25 protein-coding genes and 1 pseudogene are annotated in these 24088 nt (G+C 77.7%); 16 read left to right on the forward strand and 10 right to left on the reverse strand.

Translation table 11 applies throughout. The features are described from left to right. Positions 1–43: 43 nt before the first annotated feature. Positions 44–280, reverse strand: a complete 237-nt coding sequence (locus PHY01_RS13625; protein ID WP_141279019.1) for a hypothetical protein — start codon at positions 278–280, stop codon at positions 44–46. A gap of 163 nt (positions 281–443) precedes the next feature. On the opposite strand from PHY01_RS13625, the gene PHY01_RS13630 reads away from it, so the two are divergent. Beyond that, positions 444–1382 carry a molybdopterin-dependent oxidoreductase gene (locus tag PHY01_RS13630; RefSeq protein ID WP_170183802.1) on the forward strand — a complete coding sequence of 313 codons (939 nt, stop codon included), beginning with the start codon at positions 444–446 and terminating at the stop codon, positions 1380–1382. On the opposite strand, the gene PHY01_RS13635 is transcribed toward PHY01_RS13630, so the two are convergent. Continuing rightward, entirely contained in the window at positions 1383–2339 is a 957-nt protein-coding gene (locus PHY01_RS13635) for a fibronectin type III-like domain-contianing protein (protein WP_373865359.1), read from the reverse strand. Next, positions 2319–2675 (reverse strand): annotated as a pseudogene (locus PHY01_RS28215) (glycoside hydrolase family 3 N-terminal domain-containing protein); the annotation flags it as partial. The pseudogene PHY01_RS28215 and the gene PHY01_RS13635, both read right to left, overlap by 21 nt. A gap of 818 nt (positions 2676–3493) precedes the next feature. On the opposite strand from PHY01_RS28215, the gene PHY01_RS13645 reads away from it, so the two are divergent. Then, positions 3494–4111, forward strand: a complete 618-nt coding sequence (locus tag PHY01_RS13645; RefSeq protein ID WP_170183803.1) for a helix-turn-helix transcriptional regulator — start codon at positions 3494–3496, stop codon at positions 4109–4111. Positions 4112–4124: 13 nt separating this feature from the next. Here PHY01_RS13645 and PHY01_RS13650 read toward each other — a convergent pair whose 3' ends face one another. Then, positions 4125–4838, reverse strand: coding sequence for a PAS domain S-box protein (locus tag PHY01_RS13650; RefSeq protein WP_307723971.1), 714 nt, complete (start codon positions 4836–4838; stop codon positions 4125–4127). 280 nt (positions 4839–5118) lie between these two features. On the opposite strand from PHY01_RS13650, the gene PHY01_RS13655 reads away from it, so the two are divergent. The 10 genes from PHY01_RS13655 (at position 5119) to PHY01_RS13700 (ending at position 14226) form a co-directional block, all read left to right on the forward strand. After that, positions 5119–5331: a hypothetical protein gene (locus tag PHY01_RS13655; RefSeq protein ID WP_141279025.1), complete on the forward strand. Its 213-nt coding sequence runs from the start codon at positions 5119–5121 to the stop codon at positions 5329–5331. Positions 5332–5358: 27 nt separating this feature from the next. Beyond that, positions 5359–6201 (forward strand): DUF4397 domain-containing protein, encoded by an 843-nt coding sequence (locus tag PHY01_RS13660; RefSeq protein ID WP_141279026.1) that lies wholly within the window; start codon positions 5359–5361, stop codon positions 6199–6201. Further along, on the forward strand, positions 6195–7445 hold the full coding sequence (locus PHY01_RS26895; protein ID WP_246085884.1) for a class F sortase: 1251 nt from the start codon (positions 6195–6197) through the stop codon (positions 7443–7445). The genes PHY01_RS13660 and PHY01_RS26895 overlap by 7 nt, the downstream gene beginning before the upstream one ends. A gap of 215 nt (positions 7446–7660) precedes the next feature. Continuing rightward, entirely contained in the window at positions 7661–8812 is a 1152-nt protein-coding gene (locus tag PHY01_RS13670; RefSeq protein WP_141279027.1) for a coiled-coil domain-containing protein, read from the forward strand. Between the two features lie 53 nt (positions 8813–8865). Beyond that, positions 8866–9714 carry a coiled-coil domain-containing protein gene (locus PHY01_RS13675; RefSeq protein ID WP_141279028.1) on the forward strand — a complete coding sequence of 283 codons (849 nt, stop codon included), beginning with the start codon at positions 8866–8868 and terminating at the stop codon, positions 9712–9714. A gap of 38 nt (positions 9715–9752) precedes the next feature. Continuing rightward, positions 9753–9968 carry a hypothetical protein gene (locus PHY01_RS13680; RefSeq protein WP_141279029.1) on the forward strand — a complete coding sequence of 72 codons (216 nt, stop codon included), beginning with the start codon at positions 9753–9755 and terminating at the stop codon, positions 9966–9968. Positions 9969–10087: 119 nt separating this feature from the next. Next, positions 10088–10984, forward strand: a complete 897-nt coding sequence (locus tag PHY01_RS13685) for a hypothetical protein (protein WP_141279030.1) — start codon at positions 10088–10090, stop codon at positions 10982–10984. Between the two features lie 62 nt (positions 10985–11046). Next, a complete protein-coding gene (locus PHY01_RS13690; protein ID WP_141279031.1) occupies positions 11047–12744 on the forward strand; it encodes a hypothetical protein in 1698 nt (565 codons plus the stop codon). Then, positions 12741–13574: a DUF4397 domain-containing protein gene (locus PHY01_RS13695; protein WP_141279032.1), complete on the forward strand. Its 834-nt coding sequence runs from the start codon at positions 12741–12743 to the stop codon at positions 13572–13574. The genes PHY01_RS13690 and PHY01_RS13695 overlap by 4 nt, the downstream gene beginning before the upstream one ends. Beyond that, entirely contained in the window at positions 13549–14226 is a 678-nt protein-coding gene (locus tag PHY01_RS13700) for a sortase domain-containing protein (protein ID WP_246085885.1), read from the forward strand. The genes PHY01_RS13695 and PHY01_RS13700 overlap by 26 nt, the downstream gene beginning before the upstream one ends. Here the strand turns inward: PHY01_RS13700 and PHY01_RS13705 are convergent. Next, positions 14216–14701, reverse strand: coding sequence for a GNAT family N-acetyltransferase (locus tag PHY01_RS13705; RefSeq protein WP_141279033.1), 486 nt, complete (start codon positions 14699–14701; stop codon positions 14216–14218). The genes PHY01_RS13700 and PHY01_RS13705 overlap by 11 nt on opposite strands. A gap of 18 nt (positions 14702–14719) precedes the next feature. On the opposite strand from PHY01_RS13705, the gene PHY01_RS13710 reads away from it, so the two are divergent. Together PHY01_RS13710 and upp are read left to right on the forward strand one after the other, a co-directional pair. After that, positions 14720–15625, forward strand: a complete 906-nt coding sequence (locus PHY01_RS13710; protein ID WP_141279034.1) for a haloalkane dehalogenase — start codon at positions 14720–14722, stop codon at positions 15623–15625. A 10-nt stretch (positions 15626–15635) separates the two neighbouring features. Then, positions 15636–16262 (forward strand): uracil phosphoribosyltransferase, encoded by a 627-nt coding sequence (upp, locus tag PHY01_RS13715; protein WP_141279035.1) that lies wholly within the window; start codon positions 15636–15638, stop codon positions 16260–16262. A 155-nt stretch (positions 16263–16417) separates the two neighbouring features. Here the strand turns inward: upp and PHY01_RS13720 are convergent, their stop codons facing one another. The 5 genes from PHY01_RS13720 to PHY01_RS13740 are packed head-to-tail and all read right to left on the reverse strand — an operon-like array spanning position 16418 to position 21456. Next, the gene (locus PHY01_RS13720) at positions 16418–16951 is read right to left on the reverse strand and encodes a TetR/AcrR family transcriptional regulator (protein ID WP_141279036.1); all 534 of its coding nucleotides are present in this window, start codon (positions 16949–16951) and stop codon (positions 16418–16420) included. Positions 16952–16976: 25 nt separating this feature from the next. Continuing rightward, positions 16977–17435 carry a flavodoxin family protein gene (locus tag PHY01_RS13725; RefSeq protein ID WP_141279037.1) on the reverse strand — a complete coding sequence of 153 codons (459 nt, stop codon included), beginning with the start codon at positions 17433–17435 and terminating at the stop codon, positions 16977–16979. Beyond that, on the reverse strand, positions 17432–18994 hold the full coding sequence (locus PHY01_RS13730) for a phospho-sugar mutase (protein WP_141279038.1): 1563 nt from the start codon (positions 18992–18994) through the stop codon (positions 17432–17434). Before PHY01_RS13730 ends, PHY01_RS13725 begins: the two co-directional genes overlap by 4 nt. Then, the gene (locus PHY01_RS13735) at positions 18991–19773 is read right to left on the reverse strand and encodes a purine-nucleoside phosphorylase (protein WP_141279039.1); all 783 of its coding nucleotides are present in this window, start codon (positions 19771–19773) and stop codon (positions 18991–18993) included. Before PHY01_RS13735 ends, PHY01_RS13730 begins: the two co-directional genes overlap by 4 nt. A 24-nt stretch (positions 19774–19797) precedes the next feature. Beyond that, complete coding sequence (locus tag PHY01_RS13740) at positions 19798–21456, reverse strand: serine/threonine-protein kinase (protein ID WP_170183804.1); 1659 nt, start codon at positions 21454–21456, stop codon at positions 19798–19800. Positions 21457–21768: 312 nt separating this feature from the next. Here PHY01_RS13740 and PHY01_RS13745 point away from each other — a divergent pair, with 312 nt between their 5' ends. Further along, the gene (locus PHY01_RS13745) at positions 21769–22968 is read left to right on the forward strand and encodes an amidohydrolase (protein ID WP_141279041.1); all 1200 of its coding nucleotides are present in this window, start codon (positions 21769–21771) and stop codon (positions 22966–22968) included. A gap of 130 nt (positions 22969–23098) precedes the next feature. Then, positions 23099–24049 carry a hypothetical protein gene (locus PHY01_RS13750; RefSeq protein ID WP_174824119.1) on the forward strand — a complete coding sequence of 317 codons (951 nt, stop codon included), beginning with the start codon at positions 23099–23101 and terminating at the stop codon, positions 24047–24049. Positions 24050–24088: the final 39 nt, after the last annotated feature.

The following is a 24088-nucleotide window of genomic DNA, read 5'->3' on the forward strand; positions in this document are numbered from 1 at the left end:
CCCGCCGCACCGGAGCGGGCGCGGCGGGTGTCGCGGAGGTGGATCAGGTGGAGCTGTGCAGACGGACGACGCCGACCGTGACGTCCTCCAGGCCGCCGCGGTCGAAGTCGCGGCGGAGCTGGTCGGCCTTGATCGTGGCCGTCAACCCGTCGAACGGCCCGTGGGCGTCGACCTCCCCGGTCTGGGGGTCGACGGCGAGCACCACGTATCCGTCGCACTGTGTGAGCTTCTCGGCCGCTGCGACCAGCGTCGCCTCGTCGGAAGTCGTGTTCTCCGGCACCGGATCACCTCCTAGTCATCTAGTACAGCGTCGGAGGTGCCTCCGGCGTGACAGTCTTGGCGTCCTACCACCCGTTCGGGTCAGGGTGAATGTCGAAGTCGATCACTGATCGTGCGTGATTCACGACGGGGGGCCGATGAACCGGGCGACTCGTACCGTCAACGTGACCATCCTGATACTCCTGGTGACGACGACGGTCAGCGGCGTCCTCGCCTTCGCGGTGGGGTCCCCGGGGCCCGCGCGGTGGACCACCGGTGTCCACGGGGTGTCCGGGCTGGCCCTGCTGCTCCTCCTCCCGGCCAAGGCGCGCATCGCCCGGCGGGGTCTGCGGCGGCCCGGGCGGTCGCGGAAGGTGATCGGGTGGGTGTTCGCCGCGCTCGTCGCGGCGGCGGTGGGCAGCGGGGTGCTGCACGCCGTGTGGGGCTGGGGCCCGGTCGTCGCCGGGGTGCTGCCGATGCAGATCCACGTGGGAGCGGCGGTGGGGGTGCTGCTGCTGCTGGTCGCGCACCTGGTGGTGCATCGCCGCCGGCGGCTGCTGCGCCGCACCGACGTCGACCGCCGCCGCGCCCTGCTGGGCAGCGGCCTCGTCGCCGGGTCGGTGCTGCTGGGGACGGTGACACCCGGGCGCGAGCGCCGCGCCACGGGCTCGCACGAGATCGTCGACGTCGCCGCGATGCCCGTCACGCAGTGGCTGTTCGACCCGGTGCCGCGGCTGCCGCAGGCCGGTGTGCGGACACCGGCCGGGGACGTCGACCTCGCCGGGTTGCCGCAGCGCACCGTGCGCGCCGTGCTCGACTGCACCGGGGGCTGGTACTCCGAGCAGGAGTGGCGCGGGGTGGCGGTCGCCGACCTGGGCCTGCCGCGCGGCGCGTCGGTCGAGGTGGTGTCGGCCACCGGCTACCGGCGCCGGTTCCCCGCCGCGGAGGCGGGGTCGCTGCTGCTGGCCACCCACCTGGCCGGCCGACGCCTGTCGGCCGGGCACGGCGCGCCGGTGCGGCTGGTCGCGCCCGGGCGGCGCGGCTTCTGGTGGGTGAAGTGGGTGGTGTCCGTCGAGGTCGTCGACGAGCCGTGGTGGTGGCAGCCGCCGTTCCCCCTGCAGTAGTCACCGCCGCCAGTACGCGGGGTGCGCGGCGACGGTGACGGTGCCGCGCAGCCGGATGTCGGCGGCCGAGCGCCCCACCAGGACGTCGACGGTGCCGGGCTCGACGATGTGGCGCATCGTGCGGTTCCACACCGCGAGCCGGGCGGGTGGCAGCCGGACCGTCACCGGCAGGGTCTGCCCGGGCTCCAGGTCGACCGCGGCGAACGCCGCCAGCGTCGTGCCGTCGGCGACGACGGTGCGGCCGGTCGGGTTGGCGAGGTAGACCTGCACGACCTCACGGCCGGGCCGCGACCCGGTGTTGGTGACCGAGCACCGCACGCGCAGGACGTCGCCGCCGTCGAGGACGGGCGGGCTGATGACCAGCCGCGAGTAGTCGAAGGTCGTGTACCCGCCGCCGTGGCCGAGCGGGAACGCCGACGCGACGGCGACCGGGAGCCGCCCGCCCGGCTCGGCGTGCCCGGCCAGGACGTCGGCCAGCACGCCGGCGTGGTCACCGAGCGGGCGCCAGCACAGCAGGACCGTGGCCGTCGTGGCGGCCAGGGCGGCCAGGCCGCCGATCTCGTCGCCGGTGACGACCGCGGTCTCGGCGGTGCGGACCGCGTCCTCGGGGCGGGCGGTGACGACGACGGCATCGGCCGGGGACCCGGGCGCCACGGTCGTCACGGCCGGACCGGGCCACACGGCGACGCCGGGCAGGACCGCGGCCAGCGCCCGGGCCAGCGCGTCCACGTCCGCGGAGTCGACGGCGCCGGGCAGCACCTCGACGGCGCGGGCGCGATCCAGGGGCAGGACCCCGCCCGGGTCGGTGAGCAGGACCGTCGAGCGGGTGAGCGCCGCCCGCTCCACGTGGGCGGGTGATGTGCGCGCGGCCGGGGCGCCGTGGTGGGCCGGTGGATGGGCGTCGAGCAGCCCGGGGCGGAACTTCAGCGACAGCACGGCGGCGACGGCGTCGTCCACCAGCCAGGGCGCGACGGCGCCGCTCTGCACGAGGGCGACGAGGTGGTCGACACGGCTGCCGGCGCCGACCACGTCGACGCCCGCCTCGAGGGCGAGCGCGACGGCCTGGTCGGGCCCGGACGCGATGCGGTAGGTGGTGTCGAGCGCGTCGACCGCGCCCGGGTGGGCGAGGACCGCGCCGCCGAAGCGCCACTCGCGTCGCAGGACCTGGCGCAGCAGCCAGACGTCGGTGTGGGTCGGGACCCCGGCGTTGCCCGCCGGGCTCGGCACGATCGCGGCCGCGCCGGCGTGCACGGCCGCCTCCGCGGGCGCCAGCAGCCGCCCGCGCAGCACCCGCTCGTGCCACTGGCCGTCGGGCCAGACCCCCCAGCGGGGCGAGGACGGCGACGTGGTCGGGCCCGATCGGGCCGGCCCAGCCCGCCGCGCGGCCCTGGGCGCCCAGGACGCGGGCCTCGGCGAACGCGCCGGTCAGGACGGGGTCCAGTGCGGTCGGGGAGTCGGCGCCGGGGGCGGTGGAGCCCGCGGGCACGAGCTGGCCGTAGACGCCGACGGCGCGCTGCGCCCGCGCGGTGGCGGCGGCCATCTGCTCGGCGAGCCGGAGGTCCCAGGTGGCGATGCGGCCCAGCGGGGGCAGGAACGGCCGGTCGAGGTCGGGCCCGAGCGCCAGCGGGAGCACCGGGATGCGGGCGTCGGTGGCGGCCCGGAACGCGGCGAGCCGGGCGGGGCCGTCGGGCAGGGCGGTGGGCAGGTAGACGATCCCGATCCCCGGCACGGGCGGGGCGCCGTCGACGGCCGTGAGCACCGTGGAGCTCACCTGGGCGGCCTTCTCCTGCAGTGTCATGCCGCCGACGAGCTCGCGGACCGGACGGGGCCAGGGGGAGCGACCGCTCTCAGTGGGTGCCGGCTCGCTCACGGCCCGCTCCCTCCGCGCCATCGGTTGCACCTTCAACCGGTGACGGTACGTGGCGAGACAGTGAGACGCCCGTCTCATTCTCGACGGGGCGTGATCCGGCTGTCGTTCCGTGGCCTGCGGCGTCCCGCACCGCGCGGCCCGGTCGATCACCGCGTGATCACACACCGTCACGGTGCGTCGTCCGTGCACCTGCACCGCCGCTCGTCCCGGCAACCGCCCGCGCTGATGCGATTCTGCTGCCGTGACGATCGTGTCGCCGCCGTGGACGCCCCGGCGGGTGCTCGTGGTGCACACCGACACCGCGCTGCGGCGCTCGGTCGTGCACGGGTTGCGGGGTCTGGGCGTGGGGCTGGTCCTGGAGGCGGCGTCGGCGCGGGAGGCGGGCACGGTCGCCCGCAGCCCCGGGGCCCGTGACCTCGCGATGGTGGAGGTCGTCGACGGCGAGGGGTGGGCGCTGGTCGCCGACCTGCGCCGCGTCGGCTGGGCGCCGGTGGTGGCGCTGCCGGCCGCGGTCGACGTGACCCTCGTCAGCGGGGCGTTGAGCCGCGGCGCCAGCGCCGCGCTGTTCCCCCCGGGCGAGCGGGCGGCGCCGGTCCCGCCGGGGGACGGGACCCCGGCCGTCACGGACGACCCGCGCCCGGTCCCCGACGTGCACGGCGAGCCGCAGCTGCTGAGCCGGCGGGAGCTGCAGATCCTGCAGTTCGCCGCCGACGGACTGGCCAACACCGACATCGCGCGGAAGCTGGGGATATCCCCGTTGACGGTCAAGAGTCACCTCGGTCGGATCGCGCGGCGGCTGGGGAGCGGGGAGCGCGCGCAGATGGTGTTGCTCGCCCTGCGTGCGGGCGTGATCGGCTGACGGGCCGGGCCGGTCAGCGCCCGCGTACCCGGCCGAGCTCCAGGCGTGGCGGCCAGACCGTCGAGGTCAGGATGCCGAGGGTGTAGGCGCGGGCGACGAGTGCGGCGCTGGTCGCCGGTGCGCCGTCCGGGCCCTCGGCCCGCAGCTTGCGGCGCAGCTGGGCGATCCGGTAGTCGACGCCGCGGCGGGTGAGCCGCAGGTCGTCGGCGATCTGCTGGATGCTGCGGCCCGCGGCGAGCCGGGCGAGGACGGCCGCCTCGGCGTCGGACGGGCGCCGTGCCGGAGGCATGCCGGGCCGGGTGTCGAGCGGGTGCACGACGGCCACCCCGCCCGCGGGACGGCCCGTGCCGTCGCGGATCAGCGAGACCGTGAGCCGGACCGGCAGCGGCGTCCCGTCGGCGTGCAGCAGCGTGCCGGGCAGGTCGTAGCGTTCGCGGCGGCCCGCGACGAGCTCCCGCCAGTGCGGGCGGTGGCGCTCCGCGGCGTGCGGGGTGGTGACGGCGCCGACCGGCCGGCCCACCAGCACGGTGCGCGGGTAGCCGGTGGCCCGCTCGGCGGCCGGGTTCGCGTCGACGATGCGGGCGTCGAGGTCCAGGACGACGACGGCGGAGGGCACCTCGGCGAAGACCGCCCGGAAGCGTTGCTCGACGGCGGTCGTGTCGGTGACGACGGGGGGCTCGCTGGTGATGGTGGGTGCCTCCTCGCCGTCGACCGGTGCGGTGATCAGGCTGCGCCGATCACCCGCAAGCTAGCGGGTGGGACCGGCGCGGACGCCCGTGCGAGAGGGCGACACCACCCGCTCGTCGCAGCTGCGCGGCGGCCCTGGTCCGAACAGGGACCCCGCACGCGGGGCGGACCGGAGCAACCGGTCGGGCGGTTCGGCGCAACCCGCGTGCGGTGTGTGCACCTGCACCGTCGCCGGTCCTTGCGCGGCCCGACGTCGAGCCCCACTGTCCCGGGGGTGCGGCACCGCTCCCCCCCCGGCCGCGGAGACCCCGGAGACGTCGATGACTCTCGCGCACCCGGCGCCACCCGTCCACCGCTACCTCGACGTGCTGGCGCGCGACGACGGTCGCACCCACCGCGTCGACGAACGCGTCCTCGCCGCGACGCGCTCCACCGGCGGGCGCCCGGTCGCCCGCTGCGGCCGGCTGCTCGTGGTGGCCTCGCTGGCCGAGCCGCCCGGGCCGCCGTGCCCGCTCTGCGCCGCGATCCCCTGATCCCCTCCCGTCCCGAAGGAGCCCCGCGTGGGTGTTCACCGTGCGGCCCGCCCGGGCCGGACGCGCTGGTCGGCAGCGACCGCCCTGGTCCTGCTCGCTCTGTTCGCCGGGGCGGTCGGGGCCGCCCCCGCCCTCGCCGCGACCGGCACCTACGTGCGGCTGGGGCAGTTCACGCCGGGCATGCCCGGCAACGAGCTGGTGGTCTTCCCGGTCGGTGAGGCCGGCGACGAGGTGCGCATCCCGGCCGTCGACTACGGGGGGCTCTCGGAGTACCGGCGGATCGAGCCCGGCGACTACGTCGTCGGCATCCGGCCGGCGGGGACCGACGGCCCGCCGGTCGTCACCTCGACGCTCGACGCGATGCCCGGGTCGGCGTACACGCTGGCGGCGGTCGGCCCGGCCGACGCGCCGGTCCTGACGGTCGTGCCCGACGACCTCACCCCGCCGCCGGCGGGCGAGGCCAGGCTGCGGGTGTTCCAGGCGTTCTCGCCCGACCCGGTCGACGTCGCGGGCCCCGGCGGGCTCGACCTCGGCCGGGCGGTCCCGGTCGGGGCGGCGGGTGAGTACCGGTCGGTGCCCGCGGGGCAGGTGGACCTCACGGTGCGCGGCGCCGTGCTCCCGGTGACGGTCGGGGCGGGCCAGGTCGTGTCGGTCGTGCTCGTCGATCGCGACGGCGCACCGGCCGCGCAGGTGCACGTCGACGCCGCGGGCCCGGTGGTCGTGCCGCCCGGGCCGGTCGACGCGGGCTTCGGCCCGGGTGACGGCGACCGGGTGACCGGCGTGGCCGTGCTCGGCGGGTTCGCCGCGGTGGCGGCCGCGACCGCGGCGTGGCTGGGCCGGCCTCCGCGCGCCGCCCGGCGGACGTGCTGATCGGTCCTCCGCCGTGGCCGTCGGGCCTGGCCGCCGCGGTGGCGGCGGGGCTCGCGCTGTGGGTGGTGGGGGCGCGGCTGCGGCTGCGGCCCGCGTCGCGCGCGGCGGCGATCGCGCTGTACGCGACCGCCGTGCTGCTCGTCGAGTGGTACTCGCCCGACGGCGTCGACGGCCGGGCCGCGCTGCTGCTCGCGCTGGCCGGGTGCGCGGCGGTCGGCGGGCGGGCGCGCAGCGCATTGGCCGGGCTGGCCTGCGCCGCGGCGGTGCTCGTCGCGCCGGTGGCCGCCGTCGGGTTCCTCGCGCTGCTCGGGGCGATGGCCTCGGCCGGGGCGATGGCCTCGGCCGGGGCGTTCGCCGGCCGCTGGGGCCCGGCCGCGCGCCGGGCGCTGGCGGCGGTCGCGTTCGTCGCGGCGGGGGCCGTGGCGGTCGCGGAGCTGCGGCCGGGACTGCCGCTCGCCCTGCCGGTGCCGGTGCTGGCCGGACTGACGCTGTGGGGGCTGCTGCTGTGCGGGCTGCTGTGGCGGCGCCTCGCCTGGCTGCGCCCGGTCGCGGTGGCCGTGCTCGCCCTGCTGGGCTGCGCCTGGACACCGGGGCCGGGGGCCGACGCCGTGGTGCTGGCGGCGGGCGCGGTCGCGCTGCTGTCCGCGGTGCTCGCCGAGGAGGTGCGGGTGCTGCTGGCGCGGCGCGTGCTGGCCGCGGGCGTCAGTGTCGCGGCGGCGGTCACCGGCCTGCTGGCGCCGGGGGCGTCGCCGCCCGAGCCCGTCCCGACGCCGCCGGTCCCGGTCGCCGAGACCCGGCCGGCGGTGCGGCCGGTGGCGATCCGCGTGCCCGCACTCGGCGTGGACGGGCCGCTCGGCGAGCTCACGGCCGACCCGGCCACCGGCGAGCTGGCCGCGCCCGACGACCCGGGCCGGGCCGGGTGGTTCGCCGGGGGTGTCGTGCCGGGGGAGCGGGGGCCCGCGGTCGTCGGCGGGCACGTCGACTCCCGCGCGGGGCCGGGTGTGTTCGCCGGGTTGCGCACGCTGCGTCCCGGTGATCTGGTGGAGGTCACCCGGTCCGACGGGTCGGTCGCCCGGTTCACCGTGACGGCGGTACGGCTGTTCCCGAAGGACCGCTTCCCGACCGAGGCGGTCTACGGCCCCGCACCGGGCCCCGAGCTGCGGTTGGTCACCTGTGGGGGCCGGTTCGACCGGGCCGTCCGCAGCTACGAGGACAACGTCGTCGTCGACGCCGTACTGGTCTGATCGGGTAGTCCCATGCCGTCGCGCGTGGACGGATGCCGGTGCACCCACTACGCCGCGTCACATTCGGCCGGTCAGCGGCTAGCCCGTTCGTGGTGCCGCTGGGAGTCTCGGGGTCTCCACGCCAACCCCGAGGGTGCGGTTCCGGTCGTCCTGTCCGTCGAGGACGCCCCACCCGTCCGGCGTGCTTACCCGCTGTTCGAGGAGCGCTCCCCCGCATGACTGCCCAACTCGATGCCGTCCCGTTCACCGTCGCCCGCCGGGGGTACGACCGCGGGGAGGTCGACGACCGGCTCGCCGCCCTCACCACGGAACTGACGGCGCTGGCGGCCGCCCGCGACGCCGCCGTCGCCGAGTCCCGCACCCTGACCCGCCATCTCGAGGCCAGCCGGTCGGAGACCCGCACCCTGCGCGAGGCCGCCGCCGAGGCCCGGGCCGACATCGACGCCCTGCGCGCCCAGGTCGCCGAGCTCTCCACCATCCCCAGCACCGTCGACGGGATGAGCGCGCGCCTGCAGCAGATGGTGCGCATCGCCCAGGACGAGGTCAACGACATGCGGGCCCGCGCGACGACCAGCTCCGCGCAGGTGCTGACGCTCGCCCAGGCCGAAGCCGACGAGCTGCGCGAGCAGTCCGAGGCCGAGCGCACCGCGTTCGAGGAGCAGCGCCGGGTCGCCGAGGAGTCGCTGCGCGCGCAGCTGGAGGAGAGCCGGGCCCGGCTCGACCAGCTCCGCAACGACTCCGAGGGCCAGAAGGCCCGCCTCGACGCCGAGCTCGCCGAGCACCGGCTGCGCGTCGAGGCGGAGTTCCGCACCGAGATGGACGGCCGGCGCGCGGCCGTGCTGGAGGAGCTGGCCGCACTGGAGGTCCGCCAGCGGGCGGAGGTCGACCGGATCGCCGACGCGGCGGCCCGCGACGCCCGCCAGCGCATCGGCGACGCCACCTCCGACGCCCAGCGGATCCGCGCGGAGGCCCGCCAGGACGTCGACGCCGCGCACCGCGAGCTGGAGAGCCTGCGCAGCCTGCAGCACCAGGTGGCCGAGCAGCTCACCTCGGTGCGCGCGCTGCTGGACTGGACGCTGCCCCAGATGCCCGGCGTCCAGGGGGTGTCGCAGGCACCCGGCGGCCCATCGCTGCCGGCGCCCCGCGCGGAGCAGCAGGCCGACGACGACCCGCAGCCGGCGCCGCGCCCGAGCCCCGAGGCCCGGCCCACCCCGGAGGCCCGGCCCACCCCGGACACCCGGCCCGCCGCCGCCGAGGACGCCGACGACCCGGCGGGCACCGCCGCCGAGGACGCCGGCCGCCCCGTGACGGCCTCCCCGCAGCCCCGCCCGTCGACGCCGAACGGACGGGCCGGCGGCCGCCGCTGACCCGTCCGCGTTCCCCCGATCACCCATCGAACGAACCCCAGAGGATGTGACCAGTGGCCGCTCCCGCCACCACCACCCCCACCCCGCCGACGCCCGGCCCCGGCGCCGACGGCCAGACGTTCGACACCGCGCTGCGCGGTTACGAGCGCCGCCAGGTCGACGAGTACGTGGTCGACCGCCAGAAGGAGATCGCCCGGCTGCGGATGGAGCTGGCCGACGCCCAGCGCCAGCAGCGGCTGGCGACCGAGCACGCCGAGGCCACCGAGACCGAGCTGCGCGAGCTGCGGGCCAAGTCGGCGCACGTGGAGCCCAAGTCGGTGGAGGACAGCTTCGGCTACCGCGCCGAGAAGCTGCTGCGGATGGCCGAGCACGAGGCGGCCGAGGCGCGGTCACACGCCTCGCGCGAGTCGGCGTCGATCATCGAGCAGGCCCGCACCGACGCCGAGAAGCACCGCCACGAGGTGGAGCAGACGCTGATCTCGCGGGCCTCGCTGCTGGAGCAGCAGGCGGCCCAGCGCACCGCGGAGCTGCAGGAGCGCGAGCAGCAGATCGCCGACCAGCTCACCGCGGCCCGTGAGCAGGCCGACCAGCTGCACGCGGCCGCGACCCGCGCCGCCGACCGGCTGCGTCAGGAGTCCGAGGCCGCCGCGGCGGAGACCCGGCTGCGGGCCGAGACCGCGGCCCAGCGGCAGCAGGACCAGGCGGCGCAGGAGATCGCGCGCCTGACCGCGCTGCAGTCCGACGTGCGGGCCGAGCTGGCGCGCCTGGCCGAGGTGCTCTCGGCGGAGCTGTCCGGCGGCTCGCCGCGCCGGGGCGGCGACGGCGCCAACGCCGGCGAGCAGCCCGCGGCGGACGGGGGCGAGCAGCGGGCCGGGGCCGGTGGCCGCCGGTCCGGGAGGTGACCGCGCAGCACCATCGGGGGGCGGCCGTGGTGATCCGGATGACCGGTGAGTGGGGGGCCGCGTCGACCTCGGGGCCGGTCACCGGGTCCGGCGCGCAGACCGTCGACCACGATCCGGCGATGACGTCGCTGGAGGGCTGGGCACCGGGCCCCGGGGCCCGGGGGGTCGGACGGACGGCGGCCGCGCCGGTCCGCCCGCGGCCCCGCTTCGTGCTGGTGAACGGCGGCCGGGAGCGGACGGACCCGCCGGGATGAACAGGTCGTGGTCCGGAAGCGAGCCCGCCGGGTCACCCGCAGGGACGAACGGGCCGACCGTGGAGGGTCAAGACGTGACGGATTCCTTTGGCAACTATTCCCCCGTGGTGGGAACCCCGATGGCCCGAAAGGGAGCACACGCCGCCGTCCCCCAGCCGCGCGCGGTTCCGCCGCCGCCCCGGCCGCCGGACCGCCCGCAGTTCGAGGTCGCGCTGCGCGGGTACGACCGTACGGCCGTCGACGCCTTCCTCGACGCGCACGTCGCCGAGCGCCAGGCCCTGCGCCACGAGCTGGAGGCCAGCGAGCGCCGCCGTCAGCAGGCCGAGCAGCGCGCGGCGTCCACCGAGCGGGAGAACCGCACGCTGCGGGAGGGCCGCGCCGCGGCGCCCGGCGCCCCCCCGCGCCCGACCGGCGACGGTTTCGGCCTCCGCGTCGAGAAGCTGCTGCGGCTGGCCGAGCAGGAGGCGGGCGAGGTGCGCGACGCGGCGGCCCGGGAGGCCACGGCGCTGCTGGAGCAGGCGCGGGCCCGCGCCGAGCAGCACCGGCACGAGGTGGAGCAGGAGCTGATCACCCGCTCGACCGCGCTCGACCAGCAGGCGGCGCAGCGGGCCGCCGAGCAGCAGGAGCGTGAGCAGCAGATCGCCGACCAGCTGGAGGCGGCGCGGTCCGAGGCCCAGTCCCTGCGCGACGCGGCCGAGCGCGCCGCCCGTCAGCGGCGCGCCGAGGCCGAGGCCGAGGCCGACGCCGTGCGGGCCCGCGCCGAGGCCGAGGCCCGGCGGGTGCTGGAGCAGTCGCGCCTGGAGGCCGACCGGCTGGCCGCCGTCCAGGGCGGGGCCCGCGCCGACATCGCCCGGCTGGTCGACCTGCTCGCGGTCGAGCTCGGCGACGCCGCACCGGCCGGCGCCCGGCGCGGCGCGGCGACGGCCGGGGCGCCCCGGGCCGCGGAGCCCATGACGACCGACGGGCCCGAGGTGGCCGGGGAGCGGGCGCCCGCGACCGCGTCCGCGGGCCGCTGACCACCCGGCACGCGGACGGCCCGGTGGCGTCCGCCGTCGCCGCGTCCGGGCCGGATCCGGCCGTGTCCGCCGCCGGAGGGGTGCGGCGGCCACGGTTCTCCGGTCTGCCGTGGTGGCTGCCGGCCGCCACGCTCGTCATCGGAGGGCACCTGGTGACGGCGTGGCGGCTCGGCGGCGTCGTGGCCACCGACGCGGAGGCGCGCATCGCCGCCGCGGCGGCCGCGATGCGGCTGTCCGGCTTCGCGGCCGACCCGCTGCCGTTCGCCGACGCCCTCGGCGCCCGGCAGCTGGCGGTGCTCGCCACCGTGCTGCCCCTGGACGCCCTGTCCACGATCGACGCGGCCCGGCTCGCCTGCCTGCTCGCCGGTGCGGTCGCCGCCCTGCTGACCTGGCCGGTGCTGCGGGCGCTGGGCGCGCCCGCCCCGGCGGCGGCGGTGGGGGTCGTGCTGGCCGGCGCGTCGGCCCCGGCGCTCACCCTGCACGCGGGGGTCGCGTCCGCCGCCCCCGCGGCGGCGTGGCTGACGCTGGCCGCCGTGCTCGCGACCCGCCTGCGCCGCCCGGGCCCCGCGCTGCCGGTGGCCGCGCTCGCGGTGCTGACCGCGCCGCTCGCCGTCGTCGCGCTGCTGGCGCTGCTCGCCCACCTGCTGCTCGACGGGACCGTCCGCGTCCCCCGACGCGCGCGGCGGCCGCTCGGGATCGCCGTCGCGGCCGCCGCCGTCGGCCTGGTGGTGCCGGTGGCCTCGCCGTCGGTCGCGATCGGCGGCCCGGTCGTGGACACCCCGGCCGCGCTCGCGGGCGCCGCGGCGGGCACTGCGCTGGTCCTGGTCGCCCACCGGCTCCTGCCGTGGCTGCGGGCCGTGCTCACCCCGGTGCTGGTGCTGCTCGTGCTGGTGGCGGTGCCCGGCCCGGCCCGGGTCACGGCCGCGCTGCTCGTCCTGCCCGGGCTCGCGGTCGTCGCCGGGATGGTGGCCGGGGCGCTCGCCGAGCGGCTCGCCCGTCCGGCGCCCGCCGCGGCCGTCGCGATCGTGCTGGTGGTGGGCCTGGCGGCGACCGCGGCCGGGGACGGACCGCCCCGCGGACCCGCCGCGGCGGCCGCCGGCGGGATGGCCGGGTGGGCGGTGGCGCAGCTGCCGCCCGGCACGCCCGTGCGCGCCGACGCGCTCGACCGCGCCGAGCTCGCGGCCGCCGGTCTCCCCGTCGACGCCCTGCGCGGCCCGGCCGACCCGCCCGCGCCCGGCGAGGTACTGCTGCTGACCCCCCGCCCGCCCGCCGCGGCCCCCGCCGCGGACGGCTGCCCGCCCGCCGCGACGCTGGCGGGCACCGACGAGGGCACCGGCGGGTCGGCCTCGGTGCTGTGCCGCACCGACGGCTCCGGATCCGCCGACGGCGCCCCGGTGCGGACGCGCCTGGGCGGTGCGCTCGCCGGCAACCCGGCGCTGAGCCTGGACCCGGCCGCGGCCGACCTGCTGCGCGCGGGCGCCGTGGACACGCGGGTGATCGCGGTGCTGGCGGCGATGTCGTCGGCACGGCGGCTCGTCGTCGCCGGGTTCCCGGCGGTCGACCTCGACGTCCCGGGCGCCCCGCGCCGGCAGGTCCTGATCACCGCCGTCGACGGCGCACCCGCCGCGGGCAGCCCGCTGCTGCCCACCTGGCTCGACGGCCAGCAGCCCCCCTTCGTGCCCGCGCGCGTCACCCCGGCGGGCGACGCGCTGCTCGTCACCTGGTTCGCGCTCCCCGACCGATCCGGAGGAACCCCATGACCGGTGCCCGGCGTGTATACGCCGTACTGCTGACCCTGGCGGCGCTGGTCCTGTCCGCGCCGCCGGCCGGGGCGGCGCCGGGCGGGGCGGCCTACCTGCGGCTGGCCCACCTCTCCCCGGACACCCCGGCCGCCGACGTGTACGTGGCCTCGGTGGGCGATCCGGCGCAGTCGTTCGTGCTCCCCGGGGTCGGCTACGGCGCGGTGTCGCCCTACCGGCCGGTGCCCCCGGGGGCGTACGTGGTCAGCATGCGCGCGGCGGGGGCCGCGGAGTCGTCGCCGCCGGTCGTCTCCACCACCGTCGACGCCGCCGCGGGCAACGCCTACACCGTGGCGGGCACCGGGCTCTCGGCCGAGCTGGGGCTCTCGGTCCTCGACGACCGGCTCGACATGCCGGCCGCCGGCCGCGCGAGCGTCCGCGTGATCAACGCCGCGGTGAGCGCGCCCGTCGTCGACTGCGGGCGGGCCGGGCAGGAGCCGTGGGCGCGCGACGTCGCGTTCGGCACCTCCACCGGCTACGCCGACGTGCCGCTGGGCACCTGGGACCTGGAGGTCACCGCGGCCGGCCGGACGGTGGCGACACTGCCGGTCACCCTGGACACCAACTCGGTCTACTCGGTGCTGCTCGTCGACCGCGGCGGGGCGGTGGCCGCGGAGCTGCACCGCGACAGCTCCGGCACCGCCGAGGTGCCGCGCGGCGGCGTCGAGACGGGACTGGGCGGCACCGCGGGCGTCGGGCCGCCGCACCTGGCCGGGTTCGTGGCCGCCCTGTCCGTCCTCGGCGTGCTGGTGGCCGTCGCTGTGCGTGCCGACTCCCGTGCGCGCCGGTGAGCCGCGCCACCGCGGTCCCGGCCAGGTGCTGTGGTGGCCGGGCCCGCCCCGGCGCAGGCGGGCCGGGGCGACCGTCGGGCTCGCGGTGGCGGCGGTCGTCGGGCTCGCCGGCCTGACGCTGCTGCTCCTGTCCACCGTCCGGCCGCCCGCGGCCGGGGTGGCGGCCCTCGGCACGGTGTCGGTGGCGGAGGTCCCGGAACCCGCGCCCGTCGCCGCGACCGCGCTGCGCATCCCCGACCTGGGGGTCGACGTGCAGCTCGGGGAGATCGACGTCGACGCCGCCGGGGTGCTGGTGCCCCCGGCCGACCCCGCGGTGGCGGGCTGGTTCGCCGGGTCCCCGGCCCCCGGCGACCCCGGACCGTCGGTGATCGTCGGGCACGTCGACTCCCGCGCCGGCCCGGGGGTCTTCTTCGGCCTCGCCGACATCGACCTCGGCGCGCCGGTGGAGGTCCGGCGCTCCGACGGCCGCGTCGCGACCTTCCGGGTCGTCGACGTCTACGACGTGCCCAAGGACGAGTTCCCCACCGGGCGCGTCTACGGCCCGGTGCCCGGGCCCGAGCTGAGGCTGATCACCTGCGGCGGGGAGTTCGACGCCGACGCCCGCCGCTACCTGCGCAACGTCGTGGTGACGGCGGTGCCGGTCAGCCCGTGAGCGGCCGGTGCATCACCGTCAGCCCGACGTAGCCGTGCTCGGGGTGGTGGAACGCCCCGGGCACCACGCCGACGGTCGCGAACCCCAGCGCGTGCCACAGCGCCAGCGCCCGGGTGTTGGTCTCGACGACGGCGTTGAACTGCATCGACCGGAAGCCCTGCTCCGTCGCCCACGCGACGACGTGCTCGCCCAGCGCACGGCCCACCCCACGGCGGCCGCGGGCCGGGTCGACCATGAAGCTCGCGGTGGCGACGTGCGCGCCGGGCCCGAGCTGGTTGGGCCCCGCCTTGGCGGTGCCGAGCACCGTGCCGTCGTCGTCGACGGCCACGAACCACGCGCCCGCCGTCCAGATCGCCCTGGCCGCGTCCTCGCTGAGGTCGCGGGGCAGCGTGTAGGTCTCGCCCGCGGCCACGATCGCCCGCAGGAACGGCCAGACCGCGGGCCAGTCGTCGGGGGTCGCGTCACGGATCAGCACGGTGTGATGATCGCGGGCATGCGCTCCCTCCGCACACCCAACCCGCGCTTCGCCGACCTCCCCGACTTCCCCCACGAACCCCGTTACGCCGACCTGCCCGACGGCGACGGCGGCACCCTCCGGATGGCCTGGGTCGAGGACGGCCCCGCCGACGGCCCGGTGGTGCTGCTCCTGCACGGCGAGCCGAGCTGGTCGTTCCTGTACCGCACCACGATCCCGCCGCTGGCCGCCGCCGGACTGCGGGTCCTCGCGCCCGACCTGGTCGGCTTCGGCCGCTCCGACAAGCCCGCCGAGATCGCCGACCACACCTACGCCCGGCACGTCGAGTGGGTCCGGTCGCTGCTGTTCGACGCGCTGGACCTGCGCGGGGTCACCCTCGTCGGTCAGGACTGGGGCGGGCTGATCGGGCTGCGGCTGGTGGCCGAGCACCCCGGGCGCTTCGCCGGGGTCGTCGCGGCCAACACCGGGCTGCCCACCGGCGACCACGACATGCCGCCCGTGTGGTGGGCGTTCCGGCGGGCGGTGGAACGGGCGCCCGAGCTCGACGTCGCGCGGCTGGTGCAGTCGGGCTGCCGGACGCCGTTCACCGACGCCGTCCGCGCCGCCTACGACGCCCCGTTCCCCGACGAGTCGTACAAGGCGGGGCCGCGGGCGATGCCGCTGCTCGTGCCGACCCGGCCCGACGACCCCGCCGCCACCGCCAACCGCGCCGCGTGGGCGACGCTGCGCACCCTGGACCTGCCGTTCCTGTGCGCGTTCAGCGACGGCGACCCGATCACCGCGGCGATGGAGCCCGTGCTGCGCGCGGCGATGCCCGGCGCCGCGGGCCGCGCGCACCCGACCGTCAACGGGGCCGGGCACTTCCTGCAGGAGGACGCCGGTCCGGAGCTGGCCGCGGCGGTGCTGGGCCTGGTGCGGGGATAGCCTTCGGCCCATGGATGTCCGCGTCGTCGACCACCCGCTGGCCCGCGCCCGCCTGTCCACCATGCGGGACGCCCGCACCGACAACGCGACGTTCCGGGCGGCCCTGCGCGACCTCACCCTCATGCTCATCTACGAGGCCACCCGCGACGCCCCGGTCGCCACCGCGCCGCTGCACACCCCGGTCGCCCGCACCACCGGCTACCGGCTCGCCACCCCGCCGCTGCTGGTGCCGGTGCTGCGCGCCGGGCTCGGGATGGTCGACGCCGCGCAGGCGCTGATGCCCGAGGCGCAGATGGGCTTCGTCGGCCTGGCCCGCGACGAGGCGACCCACCAGCCGGTGCCCTACATGGAGTCGCTGCCCGAGTCCCTCGACGGCCGCCCCGTCTTCGTGCTCGACCCGATGCTCGCCACCGGCGGCTCGATGGAGCACACCATCCGCATGCTCACCGAGCGCGGCGCGTCCGACGTCACCGCGATCTGCGTGCTCGCCGCCCCGGAGGGCATCGCCCACCTCGAGGGCAGCGGCCTGCCCGTCCGGGTCGTCACCGCCAGCGTCGACGAGCGGCTCAACGACTCCGCGTTCATCGTGCCCGGGCTGGGTGACGCGGGGGACCGCCAGTTCGGCGCGGTGCCCTGACCCGACCCGACCCGCCCCCCGCCCCGCGCTCCCCGGCCCTCCCCACCCCCAGGTGGCAGCAAAGCCACTGTGCTGCCACGTCCTGGCGGCATAGTGGCTTTACTGCCATTTCTGGCGGGGCGGGGCGGGGCGGGGCGGGGCGGGGCGGGCGCGGGTCAGGGGGTGGGGCGGAGCCAGCCGTCCAGGGCCGCGTGCAGGGCGGCGGGGAAGCCGCCGTCGGCCGCCAGGCCGTGCCGTTCCAGGTCGACCAGCCCGTGCACCAGCGCCTGCACCGCGAGCGCCACGGTCGACGGGTCGGCGTCGCTGCGTGCGTCGGCCAGCGCGCGCCGCACGGCGTGGGCGAAGGGCGGCAGGACCGCGGTGGTCAGGGCCGTGCCGTGCAGGTACGGGTCGCCGAGCGCGGCCTCGCGGTAGGCCGTCGCCAGGCGGGCCAGGTGCTCGACCGGGTCGTCCGCGGGCTCGACGGCGGCGAGCCGCAGCGCGAGGTCGCGCGCGGCGCGGGCGGCCACGACGTCGAGCAGGGCGGGCTTGCCGCCGAACAGCGCGTACACCGCGGTGGTCGAGGTGCCGCACTCCTGCGCCAGCACCCGCAGGCTCAGCGCGTCGGGTCCGCCGCCGGCGAGCAGCGCACCCGCACGGTCGAGCAGGCGCTCGCGCAGCGCCTCGTCGTGGACCTTCGGCCGGGGCATCGCGGCACAGTAGCGCCGTCGGCCCTCAGCCGCCCGGCATGATCGTGGCGGCCAGGGTGCCGCCGAGCTCGGCGCACGCGTCCAGGTCGGCCCGCGACGGCGCCCCGGTGACGAGCACGTGCGCGGCCGCCCGCGTCCAGCCCAGCCCGGCGGTGACCGTCTCCACCGACCGCACCGCCCCCTCGACGCCCAGGTTCCCGTGCACGTAGAGCCCGAACGGGAGGCCGCGGGTGTCGTCGGCGCAGGGGTAGTAGACGGTGTCGAAGAAGTGCTTGAGCGCCCCGGACATGTACCCGATGTTGGCCGGGGTGCCGAGCACGACGGCGTCCGCGGCGAGCAGGTCGGACGCGGTGGCGCCCAGCGCCGCGCGGCGGACGACGTCCACGCCGGTGATCTCCGGGTCGGCCGCCCCGCGCAGGACGGCGTCGAGCAGCTCGGCCGTGGCGGGCGAGGGCGTGTGGTGCACGACCAGCAGCCGGGTCACAGCAGCTCCGCCACGAGCGCGGCCAGCGCGTCGAGCCGCTCCTGCGCACGGGCCCGGTCGCCGTGCTCGACGACCTCCAGGTACGCCTTGAGCTTGGGCTCCGTTCCCGACGGCCGGATCACCAGCCGCTCGCCCTCGCGGCGCAGCACCAGCACGTCCGGCGCGGGGAAGGTGACGGCCCAGCCGGGCGGCGGGGAGTCCCGCAGCCGGGCCACGGCGGCGTCGCGGGGGCCGGGCTCCATCCGCACCGAGATGCCGCGGGTGAGGTGCACGCCGTGGGCGGCGGCCAGCTCGTCGAGCCGGTCCTGCACGCCCTGCCCGGACGCGCGCAGCGTGGCGGCGAGGTCGCAGGCCACCGTCGCCGCGGCGATCCCGTCCTTGTCGTTGACGGTGGCCGGGTCGACGCAGTAGCCCAGCGCCTCCTCGTAGCCGTACACCAGGCCGGGGCCGCCGCGCACGATCCACTTGAAGCCGGTGAGCGTCTCGGCGAAGCGCGCGCCGTGGGCCGCGGCGATCGACCCGAGCATCGACGAGGAGACGACCGTGGTGGCCACCAGCGGGTCGTCGTAGGAGCCGGTGCGCAGCAGGTGGTCACCGAGCAGCACGCCGGTCTCGTCGCCGGTGAGCATCCGCCAGCCCTGCGGCCCCGGGATCCCCAGCGCGCAGCGGTCGGCGTCCGGGTCGAGCGCGACGGCGAGGTCGGCGCCCACCTCCGCGGCCAGCGCGAGCAGCGCGTCGGTGGCGCCGGGCTCCTCCGGGTTCGGGAAGGCTACGGTCGGGAAGTCGGGGTCGGGCGCCGCCTGGGAGGCGACGACGTGCACGTCGGTGAACCCGGCGCGGGCCAGCGCGTGCACCGCGGTGGCCCCGCCGACGCCGTGCATCGGGGTCAGCGCGATCCGCAGCGTGCGCGCGGAGCCCCGGGGCAGCCGGGCCACCCGGTCCAGGTAGGGCCCGGTGACGTCCACCTCGGACACGTCGCCGCCGGTGGGCACCGACACCGCGGCGGGGGCGGCCGCGATCGCCGCCTCGATCTCGGTGTCCGACGGGGGTGCGAGCTGCGCGCCGTCGGCGAGGTAGACCTTGTAGCCGTTGTCGGCGGGCGGGTTGTGCGACGCCGTGATCTGCACCCCGGCCACCGCGCCCAGCTCGCGGACGGCGAACGCGAGCACCGGCGTCGGCAGTGGGCCCGGCAGCGTGCGCACGGCGAACCCGGCGCCGGCGAGCACGTCGGCGGCCGCCACGGCGAACGCGGCCGAGCCGTGCCGGGCGTCGCGCCCGACGACGACGGTGCCGCGGGCGCCGTCGCGGGCCAGCCACGCCGCGAGCCCGGCGGTGGCCCGGCGGACCACGGCGACGTTCATGCCCGCGGGCCCCGCGCGCACCGGGCCGCGCAGCCCGGCCGTGCCGAAGCGCAGCATCCCCGCCATCCGCGCGGCCAGCTCGTCGTCCGGCCCGCCCGCCATCGCGTCGGCGAGCACCCGCTGCAGCTCGGCCCGGGTGTCCGGGTCGGGGTCGTCGGCGATCCAGCGCAGCGCGGCGTCCCTCAGCCGAGGGTTCACGACCTCGTGACCAGCTCGCGCAGCAGCCCGCCCATCCGCCCCGCCGCGGCGGCACCCGCCGCCAGCACCTCGTGGTGGTCGAGCGGCTCGCCGCTCAGGCCCGCGGCGAGGTTGGTCACCAGCGACAGCCCGAACACCTCGACGCCCAGCGCGCGCGCCGTGATCGCCTCCAGCACCGTCGACATCCCGACGAGGTCGGCACCCAGCCCGCGGTACATCCGGATCTCGGCGGGGGTCTCGAAGTGCGGGCCGGTCAGCCCGGCGTAGACGCCCTCGGCCAGCGTCGGGTCGATCTCGCGGGCCAGCGCGCGCAGCCGGGGGGAGTAGAGGTCGGTGAGGTCGACGAACTGCGCGCCGCGCAGCGGGGAGACCGCCGTCATGTTGAGGTGGTCGGAGATCAGCACCGGGTCGCCGACGGCCATGCCCTCGCGGATGCCGCCCGCGGCGTTGGTCAGGACGACGGTGGTGCAGCCCGCGGCGACCGCGGTGCGCACGCCGTGCACCACCGGGTCGACGCCGTGGCCCTCGTAGAGGTGGGTGCGCCCGAGCAGCACCAGCGCCCGCCGCTCGCCGACCGGCACCGAGCGCGCCGTGCCGCCGTGCCCCGCGACCGTGGGCGCGAGGAAGCCGGGCAGCTCGGCCATCGGGACCTCGTGGGTCGCCTCGCCGATCAGGTCGGCGGCCGGGCGCCAGCCCGACCCCAGCACCACGGCCACGTCGTGCCGGGGCACGCCGGTGGCCTCGGCCAGCGCGGCGGCCGCGTTCTCGTGCTCGCTCATGCCCGCAGCCTACGGGCCGCGTGATCAGCTCCCGGCGGTGGAGAAACCGGCCATGAGGACGTCGAACAGGGCCTCGGTGGTGCCCTCGCCGCGGTCGCCGGGGACGGTGAGCCGGGCCACCCAGACCGCGCTGCCCTCGGCGGGCACCAGCGCCAGCCAGGTGGCGCGTTCCTGGCCGCCGCGGGCGGTGCGGTAGGTCAGCCGGTCGTCGAGCAGCGGGGTCTGGTCGAGCGTGTCGACGCCGAGCGCGTCGGTGGTGAGCCCGGCCAGCGCCGCGTCGCGCGACTCCGCCCGCTCGACGCTGAACTCCTCGGTGCCGTCGGGGCTGACGAACGACGCCGTGCGCGCGCCCCCGAGCGGCTCGTGGGCGAACGGGGTCCAGCCCACCGGCACGTCGGCGTCGAAGCCGAGCGGGTCGAGGTGCGGGATCAGCGCGGTGTCCGCCGAGGTGACCGTGACCGTCCCGAGGGGCGACTGCCCGCCCGCGATCCGGGTGACCGCCCACCCGGCGGCCGTGCCGAGCAGCACCGCCAGCGCCCCGGCGACGACGAGCGCGGCGGCCTGCACGAGGGTGGCCGGGGCGGGCTCGGGCGCGCGCGGCCGGGCGCGGGCGGGCTCGGGCCGCGGCGCCGGCGGCGGGGAGGTGCCGGGCCGGGGGGCGAGCGGGCGCGGCGACGGCGGGCCGGGCAGCGGGCCCGGGTCGGCGGCCAGCGCGGCCGCCGCCGGGGGCCGGGCCTCCAGCACCGCGGAGCTGCGCTCGGGCGGGGAGTACGGGGCGGGCGGCTCGGGTGTCGGGGTGACGAACGAGGCGAGCGTCGGGGCGTCCGGCGAGCCAGGGTAGAGCGGGTCGTCGGGGTCGGAGATCAGCGGGCGCAGCCGGATGCGCACCTCGTCGAGGGGCATCCGGGAGTCGGGGTCCTTGACCATCAGCGCCGCGATGACCTCGGCCACCGGCCCGCCGGTGCGGGTGCGGGGCACCTCGCCGTCGACGACCTCGGTGATGGTCTGCACCGGGTCGCCGCCCACGTCGTAGGGCGGGCGGCCCTCCACGGCGGCGAACAGCGTGGCGCCCAGGCCCCACAGGTCGGCGGCGGGGGTGACCGGCTGCCCGGCCGCCACCTCGGGCGCGATGTAGGCGGGGGAGCCGAGCACCAGGCCCGCGCTCGTCATCGGGGCGTCGGCGATGTTGCGGGCGATGCCGAAGTCGGTGAGCTTGACGCGCCCGTCGTCGGCGACCAGCACGTTGCCCGGCTTGACGTCACGGTGGGTGATGCCGGCGCGGTGCGCGGCCCGCAGACCCCCCGCGGTGGCGTAACCGACGACGGCCGCCTGTCCGTCCGAGAGCGCGCCGTGGTCGGAGATCATCTCCGCCAGGTTGCGCGAGGGCACCAGCTCCAGCACCACGACCGGCTCGCCGTCGGCCTCCACCACGTCGAACACGGTGATGACGTTGGGGTGCGACAGCCCGCCGACCGCCCGGGCCTCGCGCAGGATCCGCTCCCGCATGTCGAGCGCCTCACGGTCGCCGACGCCGTGCGGGACCCGCAGCTCCTTCACCGCGACCCGCCGCCGCAGCACCTCGTCGTACCCGGCCCAGACGGTGCCCATGGCCCCGCTGCCGATCTTGCCCGACAGCAGGTAGCGGCCGCCGATGCGGCGCTGCCCGTCGTCCGGCGTGGTCACGTCACCCATTCTGACGGCCGCGTATCGCCAGTTCGCACGGGGTACTCCTGCCCGTATGACCTCCGAGGAGCGCGACCCCGTGAGACGAACGGCGAAACGTGCCGCTCGTCGCCGATGTGGATCACCGCTCGTCGCGCGCAGTGCCTCCGTCCGCAGCAGATCGGCGACCCCTCGGCGAGCGTTTCCCTACGTGACCGATTTGCGCTTGGTACACCGCCGTCCGGGTGAGCACCATGTGCCGATGCAGGACAGAGCAGAGATGCACGTCCGGAGCGGGGGTGTGCAGTGACCTTGCTGGAATCCTCCCCGGTCATGCCCCCCGCAGTGGCCGACCTCGGCGTGGGCACCGGCCCCGCCTGGCTCGACGCCTGGCTGGCGGCCCACGCCGACGACGTCGTCGGCTGGCGGCGCTCCCTGCACGCGGTACCCGAGCTCGGCCGCGCCGAGCACCGCACCACCGCGCTCGTCGCCCAGCAGCTCCTGGCCGCCGGCCTGGAGCCCCGCACGCTCCCCGGGGGCACCGGCCTGGTCTGCGACATCGGCTACGGCGACCGCTGCGTCGCGCTGCGCGCCGACCTCGACGCCCTGCCGCTGCAGGAGGACACCGGCCTGCCGTTCGCGTCCACCGTCGACGGCGTGATGCACGCCTGCGGCCACGACGCGCACACCGCCGTCGTGCTCGGGGCGGGTCTCGCACTGGCCTCGGCCCCGAGCCTGCCCGGCCGCGTCCGGCTGATCTTCCAGCCGGCCGAGGAGGTGCAGCCCGGCGGCGCGCTCGACATGGTCGCCGACGGCGCCATGGAGGGCGTGCAGCGGATCTTCGCGCTGCACTGCGACCCGCGCCTGGAGGTCGGCAAGCTGGGCACCCGCGTCGGCCCGATCACCTCGGCGTGCGACCTGCTGGAGATCCGGCTCACCTCGCCCGGCGGGCACACCGCGCGCCCGCACCTGACCGCCGACCTCGTCGAGGCGCTCGGCCTGCTGATCACCCAGCTGCCGCTGCTGCTCGGCCGCCAGGTCGACCCCCGCTCGGGCACCGTCCTGGTCTGGGGCGCGGTGCAGGCGGGCGAGGCGGCCAACGCCATCCCGCAGCACGGCCTGCTGCGCGGCACGCTGCGCACCGCCGACCACGCCACCTGGAACGAGCTGGAGGACAAGGTCCGCGCGCTCGTCGCCGCGGTGCTCGCGCCCACCGGCGTCGGGTACGTCCTGGAGCACGTCCGCGGCGTCCCCCCGGTGGTCAACGAGGCGGCCAGCAGCGGCATGCTCGCCGGCGCGGCGTCGGCGATCCTGGGTCCCGAGGCCTCGGTCGGCACCGAGCAGTCCAGCGGCGGCGAGGACTTCGCCTGGTACCTCGAGCACGTCCCCGGCGCGATGGCCCGGCTCGGCGTCTGGCCCGGCCACGGCCCGATGCGCGACATCCACCAGCCCACCTTCGACCTCGACGAGCGCGCCCTGCCCTTCGGCGTCCGCGTCCTGGCCCAGGCGGCCCTCGCCTCCCTCACCACCTGACCCGCGAGTCGGGACATCCGTGCGACCGAGTCGCGCGGCGCGCGTGACCGGTTGTCCACATCGGCCCTGAGCTGTCCACAGGAGGACGGCTCGGGGTCCGTGACGGCCCGGTGGCGTCCAACCTGGACGTATGACCGAGATCGCCCTGGACGCCTTCGGTGTCGTCACGCGTGCCGAGGCGATCGCCGCCGCCGGGTCCTACCGGGTCCGGGTGGCCCAGGAGACCGGCGTGCTGCTCTCCCCGTGGACGGGGGTGCTGGTCGACGGCACCCGCTGCACGCAGACCGGCACGCTGGCGGCCGCGGCGCTGCGGGCCGTCGGTCCGGGGGCCGTACTGGCCGGGCCGACCGCGGCCCGGTTGCACGGCTGCACCGCCGCGCCGGCCACCCCGGTCCACGTCGTGGTGCCCTACGAGCACCCGCGGCGGTCCCGGCCCGGGCTGGTGGTGCACAACGGGCCGCTGCCCACCGTCGACCGGGTCGACCTGGACGGTCTGCCGGTGCTCACCCTCGACCGGGTGGTGGCCGACCTGCTCTGCCGCGGGCGGCCGCAGGACGCGCTCGCCGTCGCCGACCAGGCGCTGGCCCGGCTGGACCCGATCACCCGGGAGGGGTTCCGCGCCGCCGTGGCCGCCAGGCTGGCGACGCGTCCCGATCCGCGCGGCACGCTGCGCGCCACCCGGCTGCTGGGGCTCGCCACCGGCCGCGCGGAGTCACCCGCCGAGAGCCGGCTGCTGTTCCGGGTGGTCGACGCGGGCTTCCCGGTGCCCGAGGTCAACGCCTCGGTGTGCGGGATCGACGGCCGCGAGATCTACCGGCTCGACCTGGCGTGGACCGAGCTGCGCATCGCGATCGAGTACCACGGGTACGCCGCGCACGTCGGGCGCACCGCGCAGGACGAGGCCCGGGCCGAGGACCTGCGCCGGCGCGGGTGGATCCTCGTCGAGGTGTGGTCCGACGACGCGGACGACCCGCGCGTGGAGACGGAGCTGGCGGCGGCGTTCCGGCGTCGGGGGGTGTCGACGGAGGGTCGCCGGCCCGGGGTGCTGCAGGCGCGGCGGCACCGCGAACCGCGCCGGTGACCGCACGACGGCGACCTCTCGGTCGCACGGATCTCCCGA

The organism is Pseudonocardia hydrocarbonoxydans (assembly GCF_006539565.1).
Lineage (GTDB): Bacteria > Actinomycetota > Actinomycetes > Mycobacteriales > Pseudonocardiaceae > Pseudonocardia > Pseudonocardia hydrocarbonoxydans.

Coding starts and splice junctions, on each gene's coding strand:
- PHY01_RS13655 (WP_141279025.1), top strand. CDS start 5,119: ATGACTCTCGCGCACCCGGCGCCACCCGTCCACCGCTACCTCGACGTG.
- PHY01_RS13670 (WP_141279027.1), top strand. CDS start 7,661: ATGACTGCCCAACTCGATGCCGTCCCGTTCACCGTCGCCCGCCGGGGG.
- PHY01_RS13680 (WP_141279029.1), top strand. CDS start 9,753: ATGACCGGTGAGTGGGGGGCCGCGTCGACCTCGGGGCCGGTCACCGGG.
- PHY01_RS13685 (WP_141279030.1), top strand. CDS start 10,088: ATGGCCCGAAAGGGAGCACACGCCGCCGTCCCCCAGCCGCGCGCGGTT.
- PHY01_RS13695 (WP_141279032.1), top strand. CDS start 12,741: ATGACCGGTGCCCGGCGTGTATACGCCGTACTGCTGACCCTGGCGGCG.
- PHY01_RS13710 (WP_141279034.1), top strand. CDS start 14,720: ATGCGCTCCCTCCGCACACCCAACCCGCGCTTCGCCGACCTCCCCGAC.
- upp (WP_141279035.1), top strand. CDS start 15,636: ATGGATGTCCGCGTCGTCGACCACCCGCTGGCCCGCGCCCGCCTGTCC.
- PHY01_RS13720 (WP_141279036.1), bottom strand. CDS start 16,951: ATGCCCCGGCCGAAGGTCCACGACGAGGCGCTGCGCGAGCGCCTGCTC.
- PHY01_RS13735 (WP_141279039.1), bottom strand. CDS start 19,773: ATGAGCGAGCACGAGAACGCGGCCGCCGCGCTGGCCGAGGCCACCGGC.
- PHY01_RS13745 (WP_141279041.1), top strand. CDS start 21,769: ATGCCCCCCGCAGTGGCCGACCTCGGCGTGGGCACCGGCCCCGCCTGG.
- PHY01_RS13750 (WP_174824119.1), top strand. CDS start 23,099: ATGACCGAGATCGCCCTGGACGCCTTCGGTGTCGTCACGCGTGCCGAG.